This is a genomic window from Phycisphaerae bacterium (assembly GCA_017999985.1).
Taxonomy (GTDB): Bacteria; Planctomycetota; Phycisphaerae; order UBA1845; family Fen-1342; genus JAGNKU01.
The window spans coordinates 32,297-53,008 of record JAGNKU010000016.1 but is presented as its reverse complement, the minus strand read 5'-3'; the positions used below and the strand labels follow the sequence as shown (position 1 = coordinate 53,008).

The following is a 20,712-nucleotide window of genomic DNA, read 5'->3' as shown; positions in this document are numbered from 1 at the left end:
CATTCAACAGCTCGTGGCACGGTCAGATGAACTCGGGTTCAAGCGATTCCCGGATCCAAAGAAGATTGCTGATAGCTGGACCACACTCTTCAACGAGGTCCTTTCGAAATGGGACGAGGATGAAGAGCCTGATAGCGCAGCAGTCGTTTCGACCGTGCGCAAGAAGTTGGACCACGTCTTTGAACGTATGGCAGCCATCCGAGAGATCCTGGCCCCCATCCTGCCGGCAGCGACGATGCCTGCGTCCGGACCAACAACCCCTTGATGTGCGCTACGCTCTTACTGGCAGCGCAGTCTGGTCGCTGGTCCAATCGCGCACCTCACTCCCGGCACCGGCGCGCCCTTCCCCGGGGCCACGCCGCACCAGATACACTCAGGCTATCGACCCGCCCGGCGCCGTTCACGCTGAAACCGCAGTGATCTACCCCGCAAGCAGACGACCAGCGGCGGTCACGATCCCTCCTCCTCCCAGGGAGAGGATACGCCGCTCCTGCCGTCGACCCTCCCCCTGCCCACTTCCTGAGAGGGAGGGGAATAAGGCGCCGTGCCCCGCACCGGAAACGGCGCGCGTTAATCCTCGCGCTTCGTGTCGCCGCGGGCGAAGATGCTGGCAACGTAGTTCAGCACGTCCGTCGCGCTCGTCTCGTTGTAGCCGAAGAACTTGATCAGGCGCTGCTTCACCACGTCGATCTTCGCCTGCGTCTCGTCATCGACGACGCCGGACACCACGTTCTTCAGCTTGATCGTGTCGCGGCTGTCCTCGAACAGCTTCAGCTCCAGCGCCTTGTAGAGCCGCGCGTTCGTGTTGTACTCGAACTTCTTGCCGTCCAAGGCCAGCGCGCCGATGTAGTTCATGATCTCCTGGCGGAAATCGTCCTTGCGGCTGTCGGGAATGTCGATCTTCTCCTCGATCGCGCGCATCAGCCGCTCGTCGGGCGCCTCGTCCCGGCCGGTGTACTTGTTGCGCACCTTCTCGTGCTGCGTGTAAGCCCGCACGTTGTCGATGTAGTTCGCGCACAGCCGCTGGATCGCATCCTCGTCCGCCGAGATCGCCCGCTGCACCTCAGCCTTGAGCGTGTCCTCGTACTCCTCGCGGACGATCGTCAGCAGCTCCTTGTAGCGCTTCTTCTGCTCCTCGTCCGTGATCAGCGAGTGGTGGCTCAGGCCGCCTTCCAGCTCGTTCATCACCATGAACGGGTTGATCGCCCGGTCCGCCTGGGCCTGCTCGCCCACGAGCGTGTTCGAAATCTTGTCCTGGATGTAGCGCGGGCTGATGCCCACCATACCTTCGCGCGGCGACTCCTCGCGCAGCTCCTTGACCGAGTCCTCGGTGAAGCCCGGGATGTTCTTGCCGTCGTACAGCTTCAGCTTCTGCAACAGCGTCAGCCCGGCCTTCTTCGGCTCCGCCAGCCGCGTCAGCACGGCCCACATCGCCGCCACCTCGACCGTGTGCGGCGCGATGTGGATGCCGCGCACCTTGTCCTTGCCGAAGTCCTTCTCGTAGATCTTGATCTCGTCCGACAGCCGGATGTTGTACGGAATGTCGATCTTGATCGTGCGGTCGCGGAACGCTTCCATCAGCTCGTTGCTCTGGAGCTTCTTGTACTCGGGCTCGTTCGTGTGCCCGATGATCACCTCGTCGATGTGCGTCTGCGCGAACTTCTTCGGCTTGATCGTATGCTCCTGCGACGCCCCCAAGAGGTCATACAGGAACGCGACGTCCAGCTTCAGCACCTCGATGAACTCGCAGATGCCGCGGTTCGAGATATTCAGCTCGCCGTCGAAGTTGAACGCCCGCGGGTCGGAGTCCGAGCCGTACTGCGCGATCTTGCGGTAGTTGATGTCGCCCGTCAGCTCGGTCGAGTCCTGGTTCTTCTCGTCCTTCGGCTGAAACGTCCCGATGCCCAGCCGGTCCTTCTCCGACAGCGCCAGCCGCCGCACGACCACGTGCTCCAGCACCTTGCGCCAGTCGCCCTCGTACTTCATCAACAGGTCTTCGAACGTCTTGCGGCAGAACGGGTCGAGATCGCCCTCCACGCGCAGTTGGCGATCCTCCGGCAGATCGGCGTTGATCTGCGCCAGGATCTCCCGCCGGGCCGCGCGCGGAATCAGCTTCAGCGGCTCTTCGTTCATCGGGCAGGGTTGCAGCTCGCACGAGCCGTCCTCGTTCGGCACCTTCCACGAGAACGTGTACAGCGCCCCTTCATCCATCAGCGAGTAGTACTCGAGCCCCTTCTTGAGCAGCCGCACGATTGTGCTCTTGCTCGACCCCACCGGCCCGTGCAGCAGCAGGATGCGGCGGTCGCTGCCGTAGCCCTGGGCCGCCGACTTGAACGTCTCGACCAGCCGCATCAGCGACGCGTCGAGCCCGTACACGGCGTCGGCGCCCTTGTCGATCGGGTCGTCGAAGAACTTGTAGTGCACATAGTCCTGCTTCAGGTACGTGTACTTCTCCGTCCCGAAGTGCAGCACCATGTCGTACACGCGCTGGAACGCATTCCGCGCCAGCCGCGGGTCCGCCAGCACCAGGTCAACATAGTCGAAGAAACTCCCCTCCCAGTGCTGCTGGCGGAACTTCTGACTGTCGAGGTGGCGATCGATCACCGCCAGGACGTTGTCGCGACCAGACATCTGCAGCCTCCATGCCCGCCGCCAGACCGCAGACGTGCCGGTCTGCCCGCAGGCGGCAACAACTCGCGGGGCGGCCGTTATCGGACCTCGACGGCCCCAAGCCTCCCCGCGTCTGCTTCGATGCTACGGACCACCACGCGGCCCGTCAACGCGGCCCGCCGGCGTCCTCGCCAGAACATTATCGACCGCTTCGCCCTGAACCCTTGTGTCACCCGCTGCTCAGGGCGAGTCACTACCCTCCAGCCCGCCCACCGTCGCCTCGGCCGTGCCCACCGCCGCGCTTCCGCACGCCGGACACCGCAGGTTGGTCGGCACGCCCTTGGGCAGGAATTGCGTCCCGCAATCGCGGCACTCCCACAGCTTCTGGCACGAACGCTGCTTGCACTTCGGACATTCCTGGGGCTGCTCGGTCTGCGCCAGCGGCACGTCCAGCACGCCCTCCCAACCGCAAGTCGGCACCACGCACCGGACGGCCAGCGGCACGGTCGGCACCATTGGCTTGGTCGGTGCCGGCCGCAGCAGGTAGTACGCCACGCCCGCCCCCACGATCAGCCCCAGCCCAGCCAGCCCGATCAGAATGCGCCGCCGGCGTTCCGCCCGGGCGTAGGCGCCCAGGGAGACATCGCCCTTCGCCTTCAGCACCCGGCGATAGTCGGTGTATTCGTTGGACCGCCGTGCCTTCGCCATTCGCGCCTGCCGTTCCTCTGATTCTACGTGTCGCCCGACTCGCCGTTCGGACGCCCGCTCGATAGCATAACCGCGCACCAAGTGCCCGTACCACCGGCGGACCGTCTAATGAGCACGCGGATCGGCATCGGCTATGACCTGCACCGGCTCGTTGAACATCGCCCGCTCATCCTGGGCGGCGTGCCGATTCCGCATGATCGGGGCTTGCTCGGCCACAGCGATGCGGATGTCGTGCTGCACGCCGTGTGCGATGCGCTGCTCGGCGCCGCCGGCCAACCCGACATCGGCGATCTCTTCCCGGACACTGACCCTGCCTGGAAGGGTGCCGACAGCCGGCGTTTCGTGACTGAGGCGCTGCGCCGCGCGCGTGCCGGCGGCTACGCAGTCGAAAACGTAGATCTCATCATCCACGCCCAGCAGCCGCGTCTGGGGCCGCACAAGGAACGCATCCGCGCTGCCGTCGCCGCATTGCTCGGCCTCGCGCCGGACCGCGTCGGTGTCAAGGCAACCACGAACGAAGGCCTGGATGCGATCGGCCGTAGCGAGGCCATCGCGTGCTGGGCGGCAGTGCTCCTCGGCCCTAGCGCGGCAGGATGAGTACGCCGGCGCGATCGGCGGGCGTGCCGCGCGGGTCGGCCCCGGAGGGATCGTGCTGCCGCTGGCGCGCCGCGGCCAGTTTGTCACCTCGCGCAAGCGCCTGCGCGCGCAGCGCCCGCAGCGGATCATCCCCCAGCGGCGGCAGCTCATCTTGAATGTGCGAGAACATCTCGTACACCACCGCGATCTGCCCGCCGGTCGTGTCGCGCCATAGTTCGACGAGCCGGGCCTCCTGCGGCGGATCGAGCGTCGCGCACGTTTCGATCTCCACATACGTCACACGATCGACCACGCGGTTGCGATGCATGTGCCCGGCCAGGTGCAGCACCACCGCCGGGCAGGCCTGCAAGGCGGCGCGAAACTCGTCCGCGCCGACTTCGGTGCCCGCGAGCGTCGTCAGCGTGTCGCTGGGATGGTGCGTCGCGACGATCACCAGCTCGCCGCGCCGGATCGCGGCGGCCAGTTCCGCCTGCAGGAACGCGAACTGGGCGCGCGAAAGCGCGCCGTTGTCGTACATGTGACCCGGCAGCTTCCGCACCGCGTCCGTCGTGTCGAGCCCGATCAGCCGCAGACCCGCCACCGGACTCACGCTGTACCACGTCGCCCCCGCATCCACACCGGCAAACCCATGCCCGGCCGGTTCCGTCGCGGTCGTGAACAGCGCCTGCACGAACTCGGGCTTGCTGAAGTACGCCCGCGCCGGGTCCGGCACCACCGGCTGGGCCACCTCGAACCACCCCGGCGGGCCCGGCTCAGCAGGCGTGACATTGCCGTAGGCCCACGCCCCGGTGGGGTCAAGCAACACGGGCAGCACGATCCCCGGCCGCCACTCGAGCGGTAGCGGCGCCGTGCGATGCCCAGCGGCCGCCTCGAAAAACGGAAATACGCCGAGGGCGAGCGCATCGTGGTTCCCGATCAGCGTGTACCAGGGAATCGAGGGTAGCGCGCCGTGCACGCCGGCCCGATACAGCCCCTGCGCCTCGAACGCCGCATACGGGTCTAGTTCCACCGCCGGACGGTCCGCCGGCGCGCGGTCGTCCGGCCCCGACAGCGGGTTCACGACGCCGCCATCGAACAAGGCGCGCAGCCACGCCAGTTCGTTCGCCTGTGCGTTGTCACACACGTCTCCCGTGAGCATCACGAAGTCAATTGTCCGACCCGCAGCGTGGATACGATTGGTGGCGCGCAGAATGCCGTCCGCGAGCTGCGTCGAGTACGCCTCGTACGGCCGCCAGGCGGTCGCGCTGAACGCGTGGGCCTGCGCGAACCGCGCCGGCGACAGGGTATCCATCAGGTGCAGGTCGCTGACGTGCATGAGGCGTGCAACCAGCACGGGTGCGGGCAGGTCCAGCGTGTCGCTTTCCCGTGCCGGCAGAAGTAACCCGGTCGTGTGTTCACAGCCGCCAGCGCGCACGCCAACGGCCAACGCAACTAACACGCCGACACACCCGCGCCGCATACCGACTCTCCTGGCTCATTGAAGAGTATAGGGCTGCGGCCAGGATGTGATAGTCAGACTCCGCCCGCGTAGCCCCCGGGACAGAGCAGACGGCGCCGTGTCGGGCACCGTCAGCGAACTGTCGTCTCGTCGTCCAGGTTGCTGCCGCTGCTGGCGGATTCGCCCTCGGCCCGCGCCGCGCTGACGTACGAGCCGATCCAGCGTGCGAGCGTGCCGACGCAGGCGTCGAAGTCGCCGCGTTGCGCTTCCAGCCGCTGCCGCTGCACGTTCAGCTCGCGCTCGCGGGCGGCCAGCTCGTCCGCGCGTCGCCCCAGGGTGCGCTCGCGCCGATCGACCTCCAGGGTGCGGCGATCCAGCATCTGGGCGCGCTGCTCATGGCGGCTGAGGTTGGCGGCCAGCTCTGCCTCGCGCTCATCGAGTTCCGTGGCCCGCACGGTGAGCTGGCTGCGCAGCTCGGCCAGTTGCGCCGTCTCGGCGCTCAGATCGGACCGGCAGGCGTTCAGCTCGGCGCTGCGAGCCTCGAGCCGCTCGGTCGCGCCCTGGATCGCGCGCCACTTCTCCTCGACTTCCGCCACGCGGCGCGACATGGCACGCCGCCGTTCCTTGACCTTGTGGGCCACCTTCGCGAGCGCCTTCTGGCGCTTATCCACGTCGGCCGCGCGCGTGGCCAGTTGCTCGGCCAGCGCGCCCAGCGTGCGCTGCCGCTCGTCCAATTCCTGCTCGCGCACCGCGCAGGCCGCGCTCTGGGCGTCCACCTCGCGACGCTGGCGGTTCAGTCGTTCGGCCAGGTCTTCCAGCGCGGCCTGCCGGGGCTCCAGCTCCGCCATCCGCGCCGACAGCTCACCGACTTGCGTGTGTACTTCGCGCGCCCGCATCTCGAGGACCCGCGCGCGCTCGTCAAGCGCACGCGCCCGGGAGGCGGACTCCTTCTCACGCTCATCCACCGCGGCGGCCAGCGCTGCCAACTCCTCGCTGCGAATCTTCTGGGCTTCCGCCTCCTGGTCCATTTCTGCGCGCCGCGCATCGAGCTGGGCGGCGAATTTTGACAGCTCGGCGCTGCCGTGCGCTAGTTCGGCGGCCAGGGCCTCGCTCTGCCGCACCTGCGCATCCAGGTCCGCCGCACGCGTGTCCAGCTCCTTCGCGCGGTCGTCGAGCAGTGCGGCCTTCGGCTCGATCTCGTCACGCAGTCTGCGGAGCGCTTCGGCGCGGGCCGTCAGGTCATCGCAGAGCCGTCGCCAGCGGGCCCCGCGCGAACGGGGCGGCTGGCTCGTCTTGCGCAACCCGGTCCCGGGTGCGTCCGCCGTCAGGATCAACCCGCCCTCATCCTCGGCGGTGTGCGGCGCTGGGGTCGTCACCGTGCTCATGCACTTCCTCGGGTGCTGGCCCGGCTTCGCGGGCCGGGGTGAACGTCTCGAAACTCCGTCTGCCCCGGTTCCATCGTCCGAATCGGGCAGGGCGCTCAGACCATTCCGATAGCGACGCGCCGGCCACCGCCGCCAACCCCGTCGTTACCGGCGGCTTCCGATAACGCGTGGGCGTTGTGTGCTGGAACGCCAGTCGCCGCCCGCACCGCACCTGCCCGGCCCCGGTGAACCAGCCGCGCTACCAGCCGCCGTCCCGCTTGGCGCGCGTCCGAAAACAGCCTACGGTTTTCTGCCGGCGACCCGTGGATATGGGCTCTGTAGTGCCTCAGAGGTATTCCAACATGGGTGGTACGGGCATGTTACCGGTTCCGACGACGGGCGGGACGCCCGTACCACCCCTGTGATGAACTCCCTTCGATGAGGCGGCACATGAGCGCACCCGGCTGAGGTTTCGCATGTTCCCGCAACGCCAGCGCGTGCAGTTCACCGGGGCCCTCGGCAACCGTCTGGCGGCCCGGCTGGACGCCCCCGCCAACCCGCTCGCCTACGTCCTCTTCGCCCACTGCTTCACCTGCACGAAGGACCTCAAGGCGGTCACCTGGATCAGCCGCGAACTCGTCGATCGCCGCATCGCCTTCTTCCGCTTCGACTTCACCGGCCTCGGCGAGAGCGAGGGCGATTTCGCCGACACCAATTTCACGTCAAATCTCGCCGATCTTCTCGCGGCCGCCGACTTCCTCCGCCAGAACTACCAGGCGCCGCGCATCCTGATCGGCCACAGCCTCGGCGGGACGGCGGTGCTCGTCGCCGCCCGGCAGATTCCGGAGACGGTCGCGGTCGCGACGATCGCCGCGCCGGCGGGACTCGGGCATATGCAGGAGTTCCTGACGCGGCAGGCGCCGGGGCTGGGGCATGACGAGGTCGCCGAGGTGGAGGTGGCTGGCCGCCCGATCCGGATCAAGGGGCAACTGCTCGACGATCTGCGGAAGCACGATGTCCTGGCCGAAGTCGCGCAGCTCAATCTGCCGTTGCTGATCTTCCATTCGCCCACCGACGACGTGGTCGGCATCGACCACGCCCGTCGCATCTTTGAGGCCGCGCGCCACCCGAAGAGCTTCATCGCCCTCGACGGCGCCGATCATCTCCTGATCGCCCGCGAGCAGGACGCCCGCTACGTCGCCGACCTGCTAGCCGCCTGGGCCCGGCGGTATCTGGCGTAAGCGCGGCTCGCGCGGCCGATCGCAGGTCAGTAGCTCTGGCTGAGTGCTGACCGCTGATTGCTGACCGCTTACAATCCCGCCATGGGCACCACCCGCTGTGACTGCAAGCAACTCAGCTTCATCGCCCTGCGCAGCTATGCCCGCCGGCATGGGATCACCGATATCGAAGAGTTGATCCGCCAGACCGGTTGCTGCACCGGCTGCGGCACGTGCCGGCCACACCTCGAAGAGTTCCTCCGCACCGGCGAAGTCCGCTACGGCGAGCGGACGTTCAAGCTGCCGGACATCGATCCGCCGGCGAAGACGTAGGCGCGCGGACGTTCCCGTAGAACCGCCCTTTCGGACTCGTCGCCCGAAGGGCGCACGACGGTTGCCAGGGGCTTCAGACCCTGGACGGCGAGCCCCACCACCGTCCTTTTCCCTCCTAGCCCGCGCAGCGGGCGTCTGTGAGTAGCCTCGGGCGCAAGCCCGTGGAAATCGGCCCCCTACATCTCCCCTTCTTCCTCCAATGAGAGTCCCCGCAGGGGACAATTGAAGCGTCACTCCCGTCGCCCCGTGTAACGAATATCCCGGCTGCACTCGTGACCACACTCCGAACACCGCCCGGTGACATTGCCGGTGAGGTCGTAGCCGCACGACGAGCACACCCGGCGCGCCGACCTACGCATACGTACTCCCAAGGCAAACATCCCGGCGGCGCAGCCCGACACGACGATCAGCAGCCACAGCCAGATCCGTATCGTGACTGGTGTGGACCACGACTGCATTGCCGCCTGCACCGTCAGCAGCGGAATCGACGGCGTTGCCAGGGTCTGCCAACGCCCCTTGGACAGCGTTGCCCCCGGGCCGCAGCACACGTCAACCGGCTGCTCGCAATGGATCGTCACGGACACGCTGCCCTGCGCGATCAGCACACGCGGTTGCCCCGCTGCGTCGATGCAGACGACGGCCTGGTAGTAACTCACGATGAACAGACCGACCAGGGCGGCGCACAGAGTTGTGCACGCCCATTGGGCGATTCACAGCGCTCGCATGCTTTCCACAGAAGGGTGTTCATCCGACTGGTACACGGCCTTCCATCTCTCGCGCAGCGCGGCGGCGGCTCTCAGGGCACGGTCCCATTCCACGCGTCATCAGGTGCCGCGCGGACACCTGCTGCCATTCTCCCGTGGGCGTCGCTCGACCACAACGCTTCGTCATCCCTCCAGGCTGAAGGGAGAATGACGAGGATGCCTCGCCCTCCAGGGTCTGAAGACCCTGGCAACCGGCGTGCGCCCTTCGGGCGGATGGGACACTGAAAGGGACGAAGGCACGCAGTCACGGAGGCACGCAGGCACGGAGCGGGACAAACCAGCGCGCTGCTGGGGCTTGAGGATCGGCGGCGCGGCGCTGGTGTCCGGGGGCGCGGACGCCCCCAGCTACCGACCTGCGGCCCGCCTGAAGGGCCGCCAGTTTCTGGACGCGCCCACGGCCGGGCGGACGCAGTGTGGCCCCCACTTGGGGGACCGACCTCCGGTCGGTCAGACGACAGGCCGGAGGCCTATCCCCCAGCTATGACGGCCGACTCGGGGGTCGGCTGCTACACGTCGGCCACGGGGGGCGGACCCTACATCACCGGCGAGCAAAGCAGAGCTTCGCTCTCCCCCAACCGGCGAGACGCCGGTGCCACTACACCACCACCGAGACGGTGGTGCCACAACTTCACCGGTAGGGTGGCGGTGCCACACATGCGGCGAAGCCGGAGCTTCCCCGTACCCGAGCGGGACAGCCGATTCGGGGATCGGCGGCTACCAGCCGACGATGCTGTAGCCGCAATCGACGTAGTGGACCTCGCCGGTTACGCCGCTCGATAGATCGCTCAGGAAGTACAACCCGCTCGTGCCGATTTCCGTCGGGCGGATGTTGCGGTGCAGCGGGGCCTTCAGCGGATAGTGCCGCAGGATCTTGTCGAAGTCGCTGACGCCGGCGGCCGACAGCGTCTGCACCGGGCCGGCGGAGATTGCGTTGACACGGATGTCCTTCTCGCGGCCGAGCTCGCCGGCGAGGTAGCGGACGCTGGATTCGAGGGCGGCCTTGCAGACGCCCATGACGTTGTAGCCGGGGACCATCTTGACGGCGCCGAGGTAGCTGAGCGTCAGGATGCTCGCGCCCGCGTTCAGGTAGCGCAGGCCGTGCTGGCACAGGGCGACGAGCGAGTAGACGCTGATGTCCAGCGCCTGGGCGAAGTCGGCGCGGCTCGTCTTGTAGTACGGGTTCGACAGGGCCGCCCGGCTGGCGTACGCGATCGAGTGCAGGATGAAGTCGAGCGGGCCGATCTGCCGGTTCGCCTCCTGAAACGCGGCCTTGATCTGGGCGTCATCGGTCACGTCGCAGGGCACGATGCACGTCGCCCCCAGCGGCTCGGCCAGCAGCCGGACGCGGCGTTCCATCTTCGGCGGCGGCAGGTGCGTGAACGCCAGCTCGGCGCCCTCGGCGTGCAGCCGCTCGGCGATGTGCCACGCGATCGAACGGTCGTTCGCGACGCCGAAGATGATGCCCTTCTTCCCGTCCATCAGGCCCATTGACATGTTCTTCACGTTCGACTCCTCGCCCGAAACAAGTATCAGCTCGCACAAGCTTAGGCGGGCGAAGGGGGAAAGCAAGGAGGAAGCCACGGAGCCACGGAGCCACGAAGCGACGAAGGACGGCGCAGCCCCTCAGCCCTCCGTGGCTCCGTGGCTTCCCCTTCCCTTGACGCTCCGGCGGCGCGCTGCTAGTTTCGCGGGGCTTTCCACGGTGGAGAGTGTGAGGGAGCCTAAACGTGCCGTACCACAGCGTCGTTTGCGTCAAGCAGGTCCCCGACACGGCGAACATCACCGCCGAGGCCATGAAGGCCGACGGCACCGTCAACCGCGCCGCCCTGCCGACCGTGTTCAACCCCGAAGACCTCCATGCGCTGGAGGTCGCACTCCAGGTCCGCGACCGCTACGGCGGGACCGTGACCGTCATCAGCATGGGCCCGCCGAAGGCCGCGGACGTGCTCCGCGACTGCCTCTATCGCGGCGCCGACCGGGCCATCCTGCTCACCGATCGCCGGGCCGCCGCCAGCGACACGCTCGCGACGAGCTACATCCTCAGCCGGGCGATCCGCACGCTCGGCCAGTACGACTTCGTCTTCTGCGGCCGGCAGGCCATCGACGGCGACACCGCGCAGGTCGGGCCGCAGTGCGCCGAGAAGCTCGGCATCCCGCAGGTGACGTACCTGGAGGAACTCGTCGAGCTGAAGGACCGCACCGCCCGTATTCGCCGGAACGTCGGCAATGGGTGGGAGCTGGTCGAAGTGCGGCTGCCGGTGCTGATCACGGTGCTCGACACAGCGGCCGAGCCGCGTCCGCCGGCCGCACGGCGCGTGATGAAGTACAAGCGCGCGGTGGTGCGGGCGGAGTTGGAGGCGGCGGTGAAGGAAGAAAGCAAAGCAGGAGCTTTGCTGTCCCCGGGAGAGCACAAAGCTCCAGCTGAGTTGTCGCCGGCGGCGCTGGAGGCCGAGGTTGAACGGCGGGCGGAGACGCTGCGGGCGCGGGGGCTGATGATGGACCAGTGGGGGCTGGACGACATCAAAGCGGACCTGAGCTGGTGCGGTCTGGCCGGCTCGCCGACGAAGGTGCACCGCGTGCAGGCGATCGTGCTCACGAAAGAGGGCTACACCGAGATTCCGCCGACGGAAGAGGGCGTGCGCAGACTGATCCGCGAACTCGTCGTGGATCACACGCTGGGATGAAGCAAGAAGTAATAAGTCAAAGTATTAGGTCGGAAGTCGGAAGCGCGAAGTCAGAAGCTCGAAGTGATGAGTCAGAAGTATGAGAAGCAACCGCGCCGACACGCGTGCATGGAACGAGAACCGTGGGCGGGCGGTCGGCACTTATGACTTCTGACTGCTGACTGCTGACTTTTCGTCGGAGTTGCCATGATTCCTGTGAATCGACAAGGCGAGGTCTGGGTTTTCGCGGAGCAGGAAGACGCCGCGCTGCATGATGTCGCGCTGGAGCTCTGCGGCAAGGCGCGCGAGCTGGCTGAACGGCTGGGCGTGAAGATGGGCGCGGTGCTCGTCGGCTGGAATGCCCGCGAGCTGTCGTACCGGCTGATTCAGCATGGTGCGGACAACGTCTATCTCGTCGAGGATCGGCGGCTGGAGCACTACCAGACGCAGCCGTACGCGCGCGCGATCTGCACGCTGATCGAGAAGCACAAGCCGCAGATCGTGCTGTTCGGCGCGACCGCGCTCGGCCGCGACCTGGCGCCGCGCGTGGCTTCACAGATGCGCTGCGGACTGACCGCGGACTGCACCGATCTCGACATCGCCGACGTGCCCGATCCGGCGGCGAAGGTCACGCACAAGAACCTGCTGCTGCAGATCCGGCCCGCGTTCGGCGGGAACATCATCGCGACGATCATCAATCCCGAGCGCTGGCCGCAGATGGCGACGGTACGCGAGGGCGTCATGCCGCTGCGCGAGCCGAACATGCAGCGCAAGGGCGAAATCGTGGCGGAGAAGGTCCAGTTCGAGGAGCAGGATTTCGCCGTCCGGCTGATTCAGCGGCACCGCGAGCCGCGGAAGGTGAACCTGAAGGGCGCGCGGACGATCGTCGCGGGCGGCGGCGGCGTGGGGAGCAAGGCGAACTTCAAGGTGATTCACGATTTGGCAGGCGCGATCGGCGGGGCCGTGGGCGCGTCGCGGGCCGCGGTCGATGGCGGGTTCATCGACAAGGCGCACCAGGTGGGCCAGACCGGCACGACCGTGCGGCCCGCGCTGTACATCGCATGCGGCATCAGCGGCGCGATCCAGCACCGGGCGGGCATGGAAGAGTCGGCCAAGATCGTGGCGATCAACTGGGACAAGGAAGCGCCGATCTTCGGCGTGGCGCATTACGGGATCGTCGGGGATTTGAACCAGGTGATTCCGATGATGGTGAAGGCGATCAAGGAGCGGCCGAAGGAATAAGTCAGAAACGTGAGGTCAGAAGTCAGAAGTGCGAGGCCTCCCGGAAAACCATGCAGTTTCTGGCTGACGGCTGAAGGCTGATAGCTGAGAGCTTTTCTTATGCCCAACTTCTTCACTGACAACGACGACATCCTTTTCCTCTTCCACCACATGGACCTCGCCGAGCTGGCGCGAGTGCAGGAACGCGGGTTCGCGGAGGGGCGCGCGGGTGCTACTGCTCCGGGGCAGCACCCGAAGGCCGGCGCGGAAGACACTGCTCAAGAGCAGTGGCACAAGGAGCAGTGTCACACGTGCGACTATGCGCCCGTCGACGAGGCTGATGCGATCGACAACTATCGTCGCATCCTCGAAATCGTCGGCGACGTTGCCGGCAATACCATCGCCCCGCGCGCGGAGCAGATCGACGCCGAGGGCAACACGCTCAACGAGGACGGCACCGTCACGCTGCATCCGCTCGTGCAGGACAACCTGCGCCGGCTGGCGCAGGCCGACCTGATGGGCTTCACCCTGCCCCGTAAGTACGGGGGGCTGAACTGCCCGAACCTGATCTACTCGATGGCCATCGAGATCGTCAGCCGGGCCGATGCCTCGCTGATGAACATCTTCGGCCTGCAGGGCATCGCCGAGACGATCAATGCCTTCGCCGACGACGCGGTCAAGGACGAGTACCTGCCGCGATTCGCGCGCGGCGAGGTTACGGGGGCGATGGTCCTCACCGAGCCCGACGCCGGCAGCGATCTTCAGGCCGTCCGCCTGCGGGCGATCGAGGAAAACGGGCAGTGGTACCTGCGCGGCGTGAAGCGGTTCATCACGAACGGCTGCGGCGAGATCCTGCTCACGCTGGCGCGCAGCGAGGCGGACATCGCCGACGGGCGCGGGCTGAGCCTGTTCCTGTCGGAGCGCAGCAACCGCATCCGCGTCCGACACCTGGAGCACAAGCTTGGTATTCACGGGTCGCCGACGTGCGAACTCGTCTATGACGACGCACCGGCGAAGCTGATCGGCCAGCGGCAACGCGGACTCATCACCTACGTCATGGCGCTCATGAATGGCGCCCGCGTCGGCATCGCCGGGCAGTCGCTCGGCATCGCCGAGGCGGCGTATCGGCTGGCGCGGACGTATGCGAACTCGCGCAAGCAGTTCGGCGGGCCGATCGAGCGGCTGCCGGCGGTCGCGGACATGATCACGGAAATGAAGATCGCGATCGAGGCGGCCCGCGCGCTGACGTACGAGACGAGCCGCGTGTGCGACATCGAAAACAACAACACGATGGTGCTGGAATTCAGCCCGCCAGCCGACAAGGACGAGTTGAAGGCGCGCAAGGAACTCGCGCGGACGCTGAAGCGGCTCAACGGCATGCTCACGCCGATGAGCAAGTATTACGCATCCGAGATGTGCAATCGCGTGGCGGACATGGGGCTGCAGGTCCTGGGCGGGTCGGGCTACATGCGGGACTATCCGGCGGAACGCTACCTGCGCGACGCCCGCATCACGAATATCTACGAGGGCACGAGCCAGCTTCAGATCGTGGCGGCGGTGCGCGGCGTGTGCTCGGGGGCGTTCGAGAAACGCGTGCTGGAGTTCGAGGAACGCAACTACGCCGACCCGGTGCTGGCGGAGCTGAAGCAGAAGCTCGTCGAGGGGCGGATGCACGTGCTGAACTCGATCGCGTTCGTGAAGAGCCAGAGCACGGACTATCTCGATCTGGCGGGCCGGCGACTGGTCGATGCGGCGGCGGCGGTGTTCATCGGGCATCTGCTGCTGCAACAGGCGGCGGGGCCGGCGGGCGCGCCGGGGCCGCAGGCGATTCTGTCCGAGGCGAAGCTGGCGGCGCTGCGGCAACGGAAGCAGCGCGTGGCGCGGCGGTTCATCGACGTTGAGATGGCGAAGGTGCGGCTGAACGCGGAGCTGATCGCGACTGGCGACCGTACGCCGCTGGAGGAATATGCGCTAATTGCGGGGCCGGTGCCGGCGAAGGATTAGGCTTCCTGTGAAAGAGAGCGTCCGGCCGAGCAATGGTCCAGGAGCAGCTCCGCTCTCCGATTTACGGGAATCTCAGCTTCAGGACGTACTTTTCCCACTTGCGTTGGAAGGCGGCCATGTCGGTTTCGCCAAGCGTGGCTTGCAGTGTCTTGTAGCCCGTCGGGTCGTCTGCCTGCGCAGCGACGAAGGCGCGATAAAACTTCACCAGCAGGCCCTTCTCCTGCAAGTAGTAGCACAGATAGCGCGACTGGGAGTAGTTCGTCCCGCGGTCGTGCTCGTAGAACGCGTCCGTGTCCATCGCCGTCAGCGCCTCGATCGTCGGCACGCCGTCGCCGCGGAGCGCGTCCTGCAAGCCGCGCAGCCGCCAGTTCGTCAGGCCGCGAATGTGGCCGTCCCGGTCGCAGCTCTGCTCGTACAGGCTGCCCAGCCCCTCGTTGAACCACGGCGGACACTCCGCGAAATTCGCGCGCATGAACGGATGCACGATCTCGTGCACCAGCGTTCCACCACCCGTCGCGATGTTCATCACCAGCGCCTTGTTCGTGCTCGAGTAATACCCGAACGGCGTCGTGGGCTCGTCGTTGAAGATCGTTTTCGCGTTTCGCCGGTAGCTGGCATCATCCTTGAACAACCAGATGTCGAGGATCTCCGCCGGATCGCGCTGGAAGAAATCGCGCTTCAGGCGATCGACGGCGAATTTCACGGTGTCCTCCGCGCGTCGGCGGACCGTGTCGCGTGACTCGTCGCCGATGACAACGAAGGGCGGCTGCACGACGATCGTGAAGTCGCCATGCGACGGCAGCTTCTTCTTCAGCTCGAGAATGTGCTGAGCATAGTCCGCGCTGGTGAAGCCCTCCGTCGCCGGCGGAGCCACAATCTTGTCCGCCGCGAGACGAAAGCGGATGACCTGCCACCGCTTGGCTTCGTACTTGAGCGGCCAGAGCTTGAGGAACTGCGTGCGCGGCATACGCCGGTACGCGCCGTCGACTTCCGCCGGCTCGTGATAGACGACTTCGTCGGACTCCGCGCGATAGCCGAGGACCAGCCGGAAATGCTCGGTGGTCCGCGGCTGGTCGCTGTAGTGCATGCAGACGATGGACGGTACACCCTGGAGGAGATCGGCATGCAAGGCCCCCCACTGCTCTTCGAGTTGCTGGTCCGCCCGGGCCGCCGCCACCGTGTAGCGGACCGCGCCGGTCCTAAATCCCAGGCGACCAAGGGCGGTGTCCAGCTCGGCCGTGTAGCAACCGCGGCCGAGGGTCGGGTCCAGGCCGGACGCGTTGAACACCTGGTCCTGCGTGATGATATGGCCGCGCTTGCGGAGGTACATCTCGGCGCAGGCCTCGCCGCAGAAGTCGGGCTTCTGGACGACGTGCGGCACGTCCGCGATGAGGACGTCGGCATAGGGAGCGTCGGCAAGGGCGGCGACACACAGAAGTGGCAGGATCGTCGCGAGCAGGCAGGCAGAGCGCATGGCGAGTCTCCCGGCTGCCGAATTGTACACGGCGCGGGGAAGGAGGTTACAACCGCTGGACGGATACCCGCCCGGCGCGGCGCTGAATTGGCTTGAGATGCGACGTGGGCCATCTCTATACTGGGGTTGAGGGTCTCGCGGATCGCGCCATCATTCGGGGTACGGTGCGGACAACGGGTGCACCGCCCACGCCCCGGGGAAAAGGAGCGTTGCATGTCTCGTCTGGCCGCCTTCATTGCTTTGGCACTGAGTGTCGCCGCCACCGCGCAGCCGATCTATCCCGTGCAACAGGACCGGCACGTCCAGGCCGCGGTCGGCGAGCGGTACGAACCAAACAGCCCCGAGAACGTCGAGGAGTACAATTCGGCGGTTGGATTCGACCTGTGGCAGGCGGACATCTGCGCGCAATCACCGACCGTCCCGCGGGCTGCGAGCGCCGGCCAGTATTCCGCGGTGACGGCGGCGACGATCGACGCGTTCGGCGCGGCGGACATCATCGTCACGTCTGGACCGAATTACGGTCCCCTCTACTTCGAGTCTGCCGAGAACCGCTGTCAGGTGCGCTTCGCCGTTCCGCAGCGCGCGACGGTCGATCTGGTCGGGTACGTCTCGCTCGGTGGCTTCGCCGACGGGACCTCCTCTGCCTGGACGCTCTTGCTCCATGCGAACGTCGAACTCCGGCAGGTCGCCGGCCCAACGCTCTATGCAAACAGTATCTACCTCGAAATGAGCAGCGGCGAATGGAGCCCCGAGCTATTCACGGACATGTCTGTCGCGTTCGCAACGGAGCTTCCGCCGGGCGTGTACGAGCTATTGGTCGCCACCGATCTGCATGGGGAGGCCTGGGAGGGATGGGACGATTACCCCCTGGTCTCGGGCGAAGCCGGTTACGTCGTCTCGGCCGAGTTCGCCCCCACCCCGGCCGAAGACCCCAGCGAAGCCGATCTCGACAGCGACGGCGATGTCGACTTCGCTGACTATGCGCGTTTCCAGCGCGCCTTCACGGGACCTTTGCTGGAGCCACGGTAATCACCGGCCGACGGCCACGCGGGAGACTACACGTGCGAATTTCTTGACCGGTGGCGCCCCCGGTCGGCGTCCCCAACCCTGTGCAGTTAGACTGTGCCCGCATTCAGACCACTCCAGAAGAAGGAGCATCGCATGGGTCTGTGGAACCGCTTGTGGCTGCCGGTCCTGATCTCGGTGTCCCTGGCCAGCGCGACCGACGCGCTCCCCGACGCGCTCGGACAGCCATCGCCTGGCGACTTCAAGGATGTGCGCGAGCTGCCGAGCGGCCCTGCCGGCGAGCGCCTCACCGGGCTGCTGGACGCCATCAACGCCGGCGACGACGCGCGCATGAGCGCGTTCATTAACGACACGTTCGCGCCCGAGTTCCGTGACTTCATGCCAATGAAGGATCACCTGAACTTCTTCCGGCGGGTGCGGCGCGCGAGCGGCGGGCTCGAGTTTTACGCGATCCGCACTTACGAACAGCCGCGCCGCGCTGGCGAGTTGGTGGCGATCTTGCGGCAGAAACTGACCGGCGGCTGGCGCGGCCTCATGATGCAGGTGGAAAGTGAGCCGCCGCACCGCATCGCCGGCCTGACCATCTCACCGGCGCGACCGCCGACGGACCTGCCCCCGGCGCCCAAGTTGACGCGGCCCGAGCTGATCGAAGAATTGCAGCGCTTCATCGAGCGACTCGTCACCGCAGACGTGTTCTCGGGCGCGGTCCTGTTGGCGAAGGATGGGGAGGTGTGGTTCAAGGGCGCGTGGGGTCAGGCGAGCAAGGACTTCGACATACCCAACAAGGTGGACACGAAGTTCAACCTGGGGTCGATCAACAAGTCGTTCACGGCGGTAGCGATCGCGCAGCTCGCCGAGCGGGGGAAACTGAGTCTTGCCGACCCGGTGAGCAAGTATCTCGGCCCGGACTGGCTGCCGCGGGAGGTGGCCGACAAGATCACGATCGAGCATTTGCTGACGCATACGGCGGGGCTCGGGTCGTACTTCAATGACACGTTCATGGCGGGGTCGCGCGAGAGATTCCGCGTCGTGGACGACTACAAACCGCTTGTGGAGGCGACGCTGGCATTCGAGCCCGGCACACGGTACGCGTACAGCAACACGGGGTTCCTGCTGCTCGGGGCGGTGGTCGAGAAGGTCTCGGGCGGGAGCTACTACGACTACGTGCGGAAAAACATCTATACGCCGGCGGGCATGACCAACAGCGACTGCTACGACCTGGACCGGCCGGTGCCGAACCTGGCCGTCGGCTACACTTGGGCGGCGGACGACGTCGGCGAGCATTGGGAAACCAATCTCTTCAAGCACGTGATTCGCGGCGGGCCGGCGGGCGGCGGGTTCTCCACGGTTGAGGATTTGCTGCGCTTCGATCAGGCCTTGCGCACCAACAAGCTTGTCAAACCAGAGACGGCGGCCCGGATGTGGACGCCGTCGGCGCAGTCCGGCGGTCAAGGCCAGGGGTACGGCCACGGTTTCGCGATCCGCGGCACGCCGGGCAATCGCGTCGTGGGCCACAGCGGCGGTTTCGCGGGCATCAGCGCCCGGTTCGACATGTATCTCGATGCGGGCTGCACGGTCGTGGTCCTGTGCAACTACGACCAGGCAGCGGAAGTGGTCGGCGACCAGCTCGCCGAGCTACTGGCGCGGCTCCCATAACCTGTGGTGACCTGCGCGCCGTCTTAGCGCATTGAAAACACTCCAGCGCGTATAATCGTCCATGGCCCCGGCCCGGCCGTGCGTTCGGCCCACCGGTGCAAAGGACGGAGTGCGCCAATCACATGCGTGACCCGCGGGAATTGAATCGTCGTGAACTGCTCGAACTGGGTATTGCCGCCGGTCTGAGCGCCGGGCTGCTCGGCGCGACCCGGGCGCAGGACGCCCCGACGACGTCCACGGCTGGCCGCCCGCGGAACATCGTCTTCATGGTGGCCGATGGCATGAGCCTGGGTGTGCCCTCGCTGGCGGAGCCGTTCTCGCAACTGGTCCGCGAGACGGGGACGGCGTGGGCGGCGTTGTTGCGCGATCCGCGGAACACGCTCGGCTTCTTTGACACCGGGTCGCTGAATTCGCCGGTGACGGACTCGGCCGCCGCCTCGACTGCCTGGAGCAGCGGCAGCCGCGTGTTCAACGGTTTTCTGAACGTGCTGCCGGACGGCACGACGCTCACGCCGATCGGCGCGCTGGTGCACGACGCGGGCTTGCGCATGGGGCTCGTCACCACGACGACGGTGACACACGCGACGCCGGCCGGCTTTGCCGCCGTGCAGACCAATCGCGGCGACGAGCAGTTAATTGCACCGCAGTACCTGGACCGCGTGGATGTCATCCTGGGCGGCGGGCGGAAGTTCTTTGACGCGGCGCGGCGCAAGGACGGACACGATCTGATCGGCGAGTTCGTCGGCCGGGGCTACACGTTCTGGGAGCAGCGCGGGCAACTGACCGGCAGCGCCCGGCCGCCGCGCGTGCTCGGCCTGTTCGACGACGGTCACCTGCCTTACACCATCGATCAGCGCAATACCGCTGAGCTGGCGCAGCGCGTCCCGACGCTGGCGGAGATGACGCAGGCGGCGCTGGAGCTGCTCGCGGCCGGCGACCGAGGCTTCGTGCTGCAGGTCGAAGGCGGGCGCGTCGACCACGCGGCGCACGGCAACGACGCCGCGGCGCTACTGTGGGACCAACTGGCCTTTGACGATGCCATCGCGGCCGTGGTGGCGTTCGCGCGCCGCCGGGGCGACACGCTGGTCGTCATCACGAGCGACCACGGCAACGCCAACCCGGGTCTCAACGGCATGGGCGGCGGCTACGGCGCCAGCCAGCGCTGCCTCGCGCGTCTGACGCGGGCGACGATGTCACTGGACCGCCTGGCGTGCGACCTGCGCCCGGGCCGGGACCAGCCTGCCCTGCCGGCCGAGCGCGTCATCGAGCTCGTGCGGGTGGCGCAGGGCGTGGACATTTCCAGGGAACATGCGGACGTGTTGCGCAACGTCGCGGCCGGCGCGGCGACGGCGGCGCTGAACGCGCAGCGCGCGGGCCTGTTGGCGGTGCTGGGTGAAATCCTCGCGAATCACAATGGGGTGAGCTGGACGGGCGTATCGCACACACAGGATCTGACTTTGGTGACGGCGCTGGGGCCGGGGGCGGAGCGCTTCGCGGGCCTGCGCCAGAACGCGGAGGCTTTCGAGCCCCTCACAGCGCTGCTGGATATCCACCACCAGAACCCGCGGATGAGCACCGAGCAGGCCCAGCGTTATGCCGCCGCGGCCCCCGAGCATCTGCCGCCAGACTGGGCGTAG

At 66.9% G+C, this 20,712-nt stretch carries 16 protein-coding genes; 9 read left to right on the top strand and 7 right to left on the bottom strand.

Annotated elements, in window-relative coordinates:
- Window positions 1-570 precede the first annotated feature (570 nt).
- Both KA383_17580 and KA383_17575 read right to left on the bottom strand, forming a co-directional pair.
- Entirely contained in the window at window positions 571-2,631 is a 2,061-nt protein-coding gene (locus KA383_17580) for a serine protein kinase (GenBank protein MBP7747930.1), read from the bottom strand.
- Window positions 2,632-2,850: 219 nt separating this feature from the next.
- The gene (locus KA383_17575; protein ID MBP7747929.1) at window positions 2,851-3,318 is read right to left on the bottom strand and encodes a hypothetical protein; all 468 of its coding nucleotides are present in this window, start codon (window positions 3,316-3,318) and stop codon (window positions 2,851-2,853) included.
- Window positions 3,319-3,426: 108 nt separating this feature from the next.
- Here KA383_17575 and ispF point away from each other — a divergent pair, with 108 nt between their 5' ends.
- Window positions 3,427-3,915 carry a 2-C-methyl-D-erythritol 2,4-cyclodiphosphate synthase gene (gene ispF, locus KA383_17570; GenBank protein MBP7747928.1) on the top strand — a complete coding sequence of 163 codons (489 nt, stop codon included), beginning with the start codon at window positions 3,427-3,429 and terminating at the stop codon, window positions 3,913-3,915.
- Here the strand turns inward: ispF and KA383_17565 are convergent.
- Entirely contained in the window at window positions 3,899-5,374 is a 1,476-nt protein-coding gene (locus KA383_17565; protein ID MBP7747927.1) for a metallophosphoesterase, read from the bottom strand. The genes ispF and KA383_17565 overlap by 17 nt on opposite strands.
- Window positions 5,375-5,484: 110 nt before the next feature.
- Window positions 5,485-6,738 carry a hypothetical protein gene (locus KA383_17560; GenBank protein MBP7747926.1) on the bottom strand — a complete coding sequence of 418 codons (1,254 nt, stop codon included), beginning with the start codon at window positions 6,736-6,738 and terminating at the stop codon, window positions 5,485-5,487.
- Window positions 6,739-7,193: 455 nt separating this feature from the next.
- On the opposite strand from KA383_17560, the gene KA383_17555 reads away from it, so the two are divergent.
- Both KA383_17555 and KA383_17550 read left to right on the top strand, forming a co-directional pair.
- Window positions 7,194-7,958 (top strand): alpha/beta fold hydrolase, encoded by a 765-nt coding sequence (locus tag KA383_17555; GenBank protein MBP7747925.1) that lies wholly within the window; start codon window positions 7,194-7,196, stop codon window positions 7,956-7,958.
- Between the two features lie 81 nt (window positions 7,959-8,039).
- Window positions 8,040-8,267 carry a (2Fe-2S)-binding protein gene (locus KA383_17550; protein ID MBP7747924.1) on the top strand — a complete coding sequence of 76 codons (228 nt, stop codon included), beginning with the start codon at window positions 8,040-8,042 and terminating at the stop codon, window positions 8,265-8,267.
- Window positions 8,268-8,497: 230 nt separating this feature from the next.
- Here KA383_17550 and KA383_17545 read toward each other — a convergent pair whose 3' ends face one another.
- Together KA383_17545 and KA383_17540 are read right to left on the bottom strand one after the other, a co-directional pair.
- Window positions 8,498-8,923 (bottom strand): hypothetical protein, encoded by a 426-nt coding sequence (locus KA383_17545; protein ID MBP7747923.1) that lies wholly within the window; start codon window positions 8,921-8,923, stop codon window positions 8,498-8,500.
- An 822-nt stretch (window positions 8,924-9,745) separates the two neighbouring features.
- Entirely contained in the window at window positions 9,746-10,519 is a 774-nt protein-coding gene (locus tag KA383_17540) for an enoyl-ACP reductase (protein ID MBP7747922.1), read from the bottom strand.
- Window positions 10,520-10,824: 305 nt separating this feature from the next.
- Here KA383_17540 and KA383_17535 point away from each other — a divergent pair, with 305 nt between their 5' ends.
- From KA383_17535 to KA383_17525, 3 genes are all read left to right on the top strand, one after another.
- Window positions 10,825-11,715, top strand: coding sequence for an electron transfer flavoprotein subunit beta/FixA family protein (locus tag KA383_17535; GenBank protein ID MBP7747921.1), 891 nt, complete (start codon window positions 10,825-10,827; stop codon window positions 11,713-11,715).
- Window positions 11,716-11,901: 186 nt separating this feature from the next.
- The gene (locus KA383_17530) at window positions 11,902-12,936 is read left to right on the top strand and encodes an electron transfer flavoprotein subunit alpha/FixB family protein (GenBank protein MBP7747920.1); all 1,035 of its coding nucleotides are present in this window, start codon (window positions 11,902-11,904) and stop codon (window positions 12,934-12,936) included.
- A gap of 99 nt (window positions 12,937-13,035) precedes the next feature.
- The gene (locus KA383_17525) at window positions 13,036-14,919 is read left to right on the top strand and encodes an acyl-CoA dehydrogenase family protein (GenBank protein MBP7747919.1); all 1,884 of its coding nucleotides are present in this window, start codon (window positions 13,036-13,038) and stop codon (window positions 14,917-14,919) included.
- Window positions 14,920-14,980: 61 nt separating this feature from the next.
- Here the strand turns inward: KA383_17525 and KA383_17520 are convergent, their stop codons facing one another.
- Window positions 14,981-16,393 (bottom strand): C39 family peptidase, encoded by a 1,413-nt coding sequence (locus KA383_17520; protein ID MBP7747918.1) that lies wholly within the window; start codon window positions 16,391-16,393, stop codon window positions 14,981-14,983.
- 213 nt (window positions 16,394-16,606) lie between these two features.
- On the opposite strand from KA383_17520, the gene KA383_17515 reads away from it, so the two are divergent.
- The 3 genes from KA383_17515 (at window position 16,607) to KA383_17505 (ending at window position 20,712) form a co-directional block, all read left to right on the top strand.
- Window positions 16,607-17,422, top strand: coding sequence for a hypothetical protein (locus KA383_17515; GenBank protein ID MBP7747917.1), 816 nt, complete (start codon window positions 16,607-16,609; stop codon window positions 17,420-17,422).
- 132 nt (window positions 17,423-17,554) lie between these two features.
- A complete protein-coding gene (locus KA383_17510; protein MBP7747916.1) occupies window positions 17,555-19,075 on the top strand; it encodes a beta-lactamase family protein in 1,521 nt (506 codons plus the stop codon).
- A gap of 122 nt (window positions 19,076-19,197) precedes the next feature.
- Window positions 19,198-20,712 (top strand): alkaline phosphatase, encoded by a 1,515-nt coding sequence (locus KA383_17505; GenBank protein MBP7747915.1) that lies wholly within the window; start codon window positions 19,198-19,200, stop codon window positions 20,710-20,712.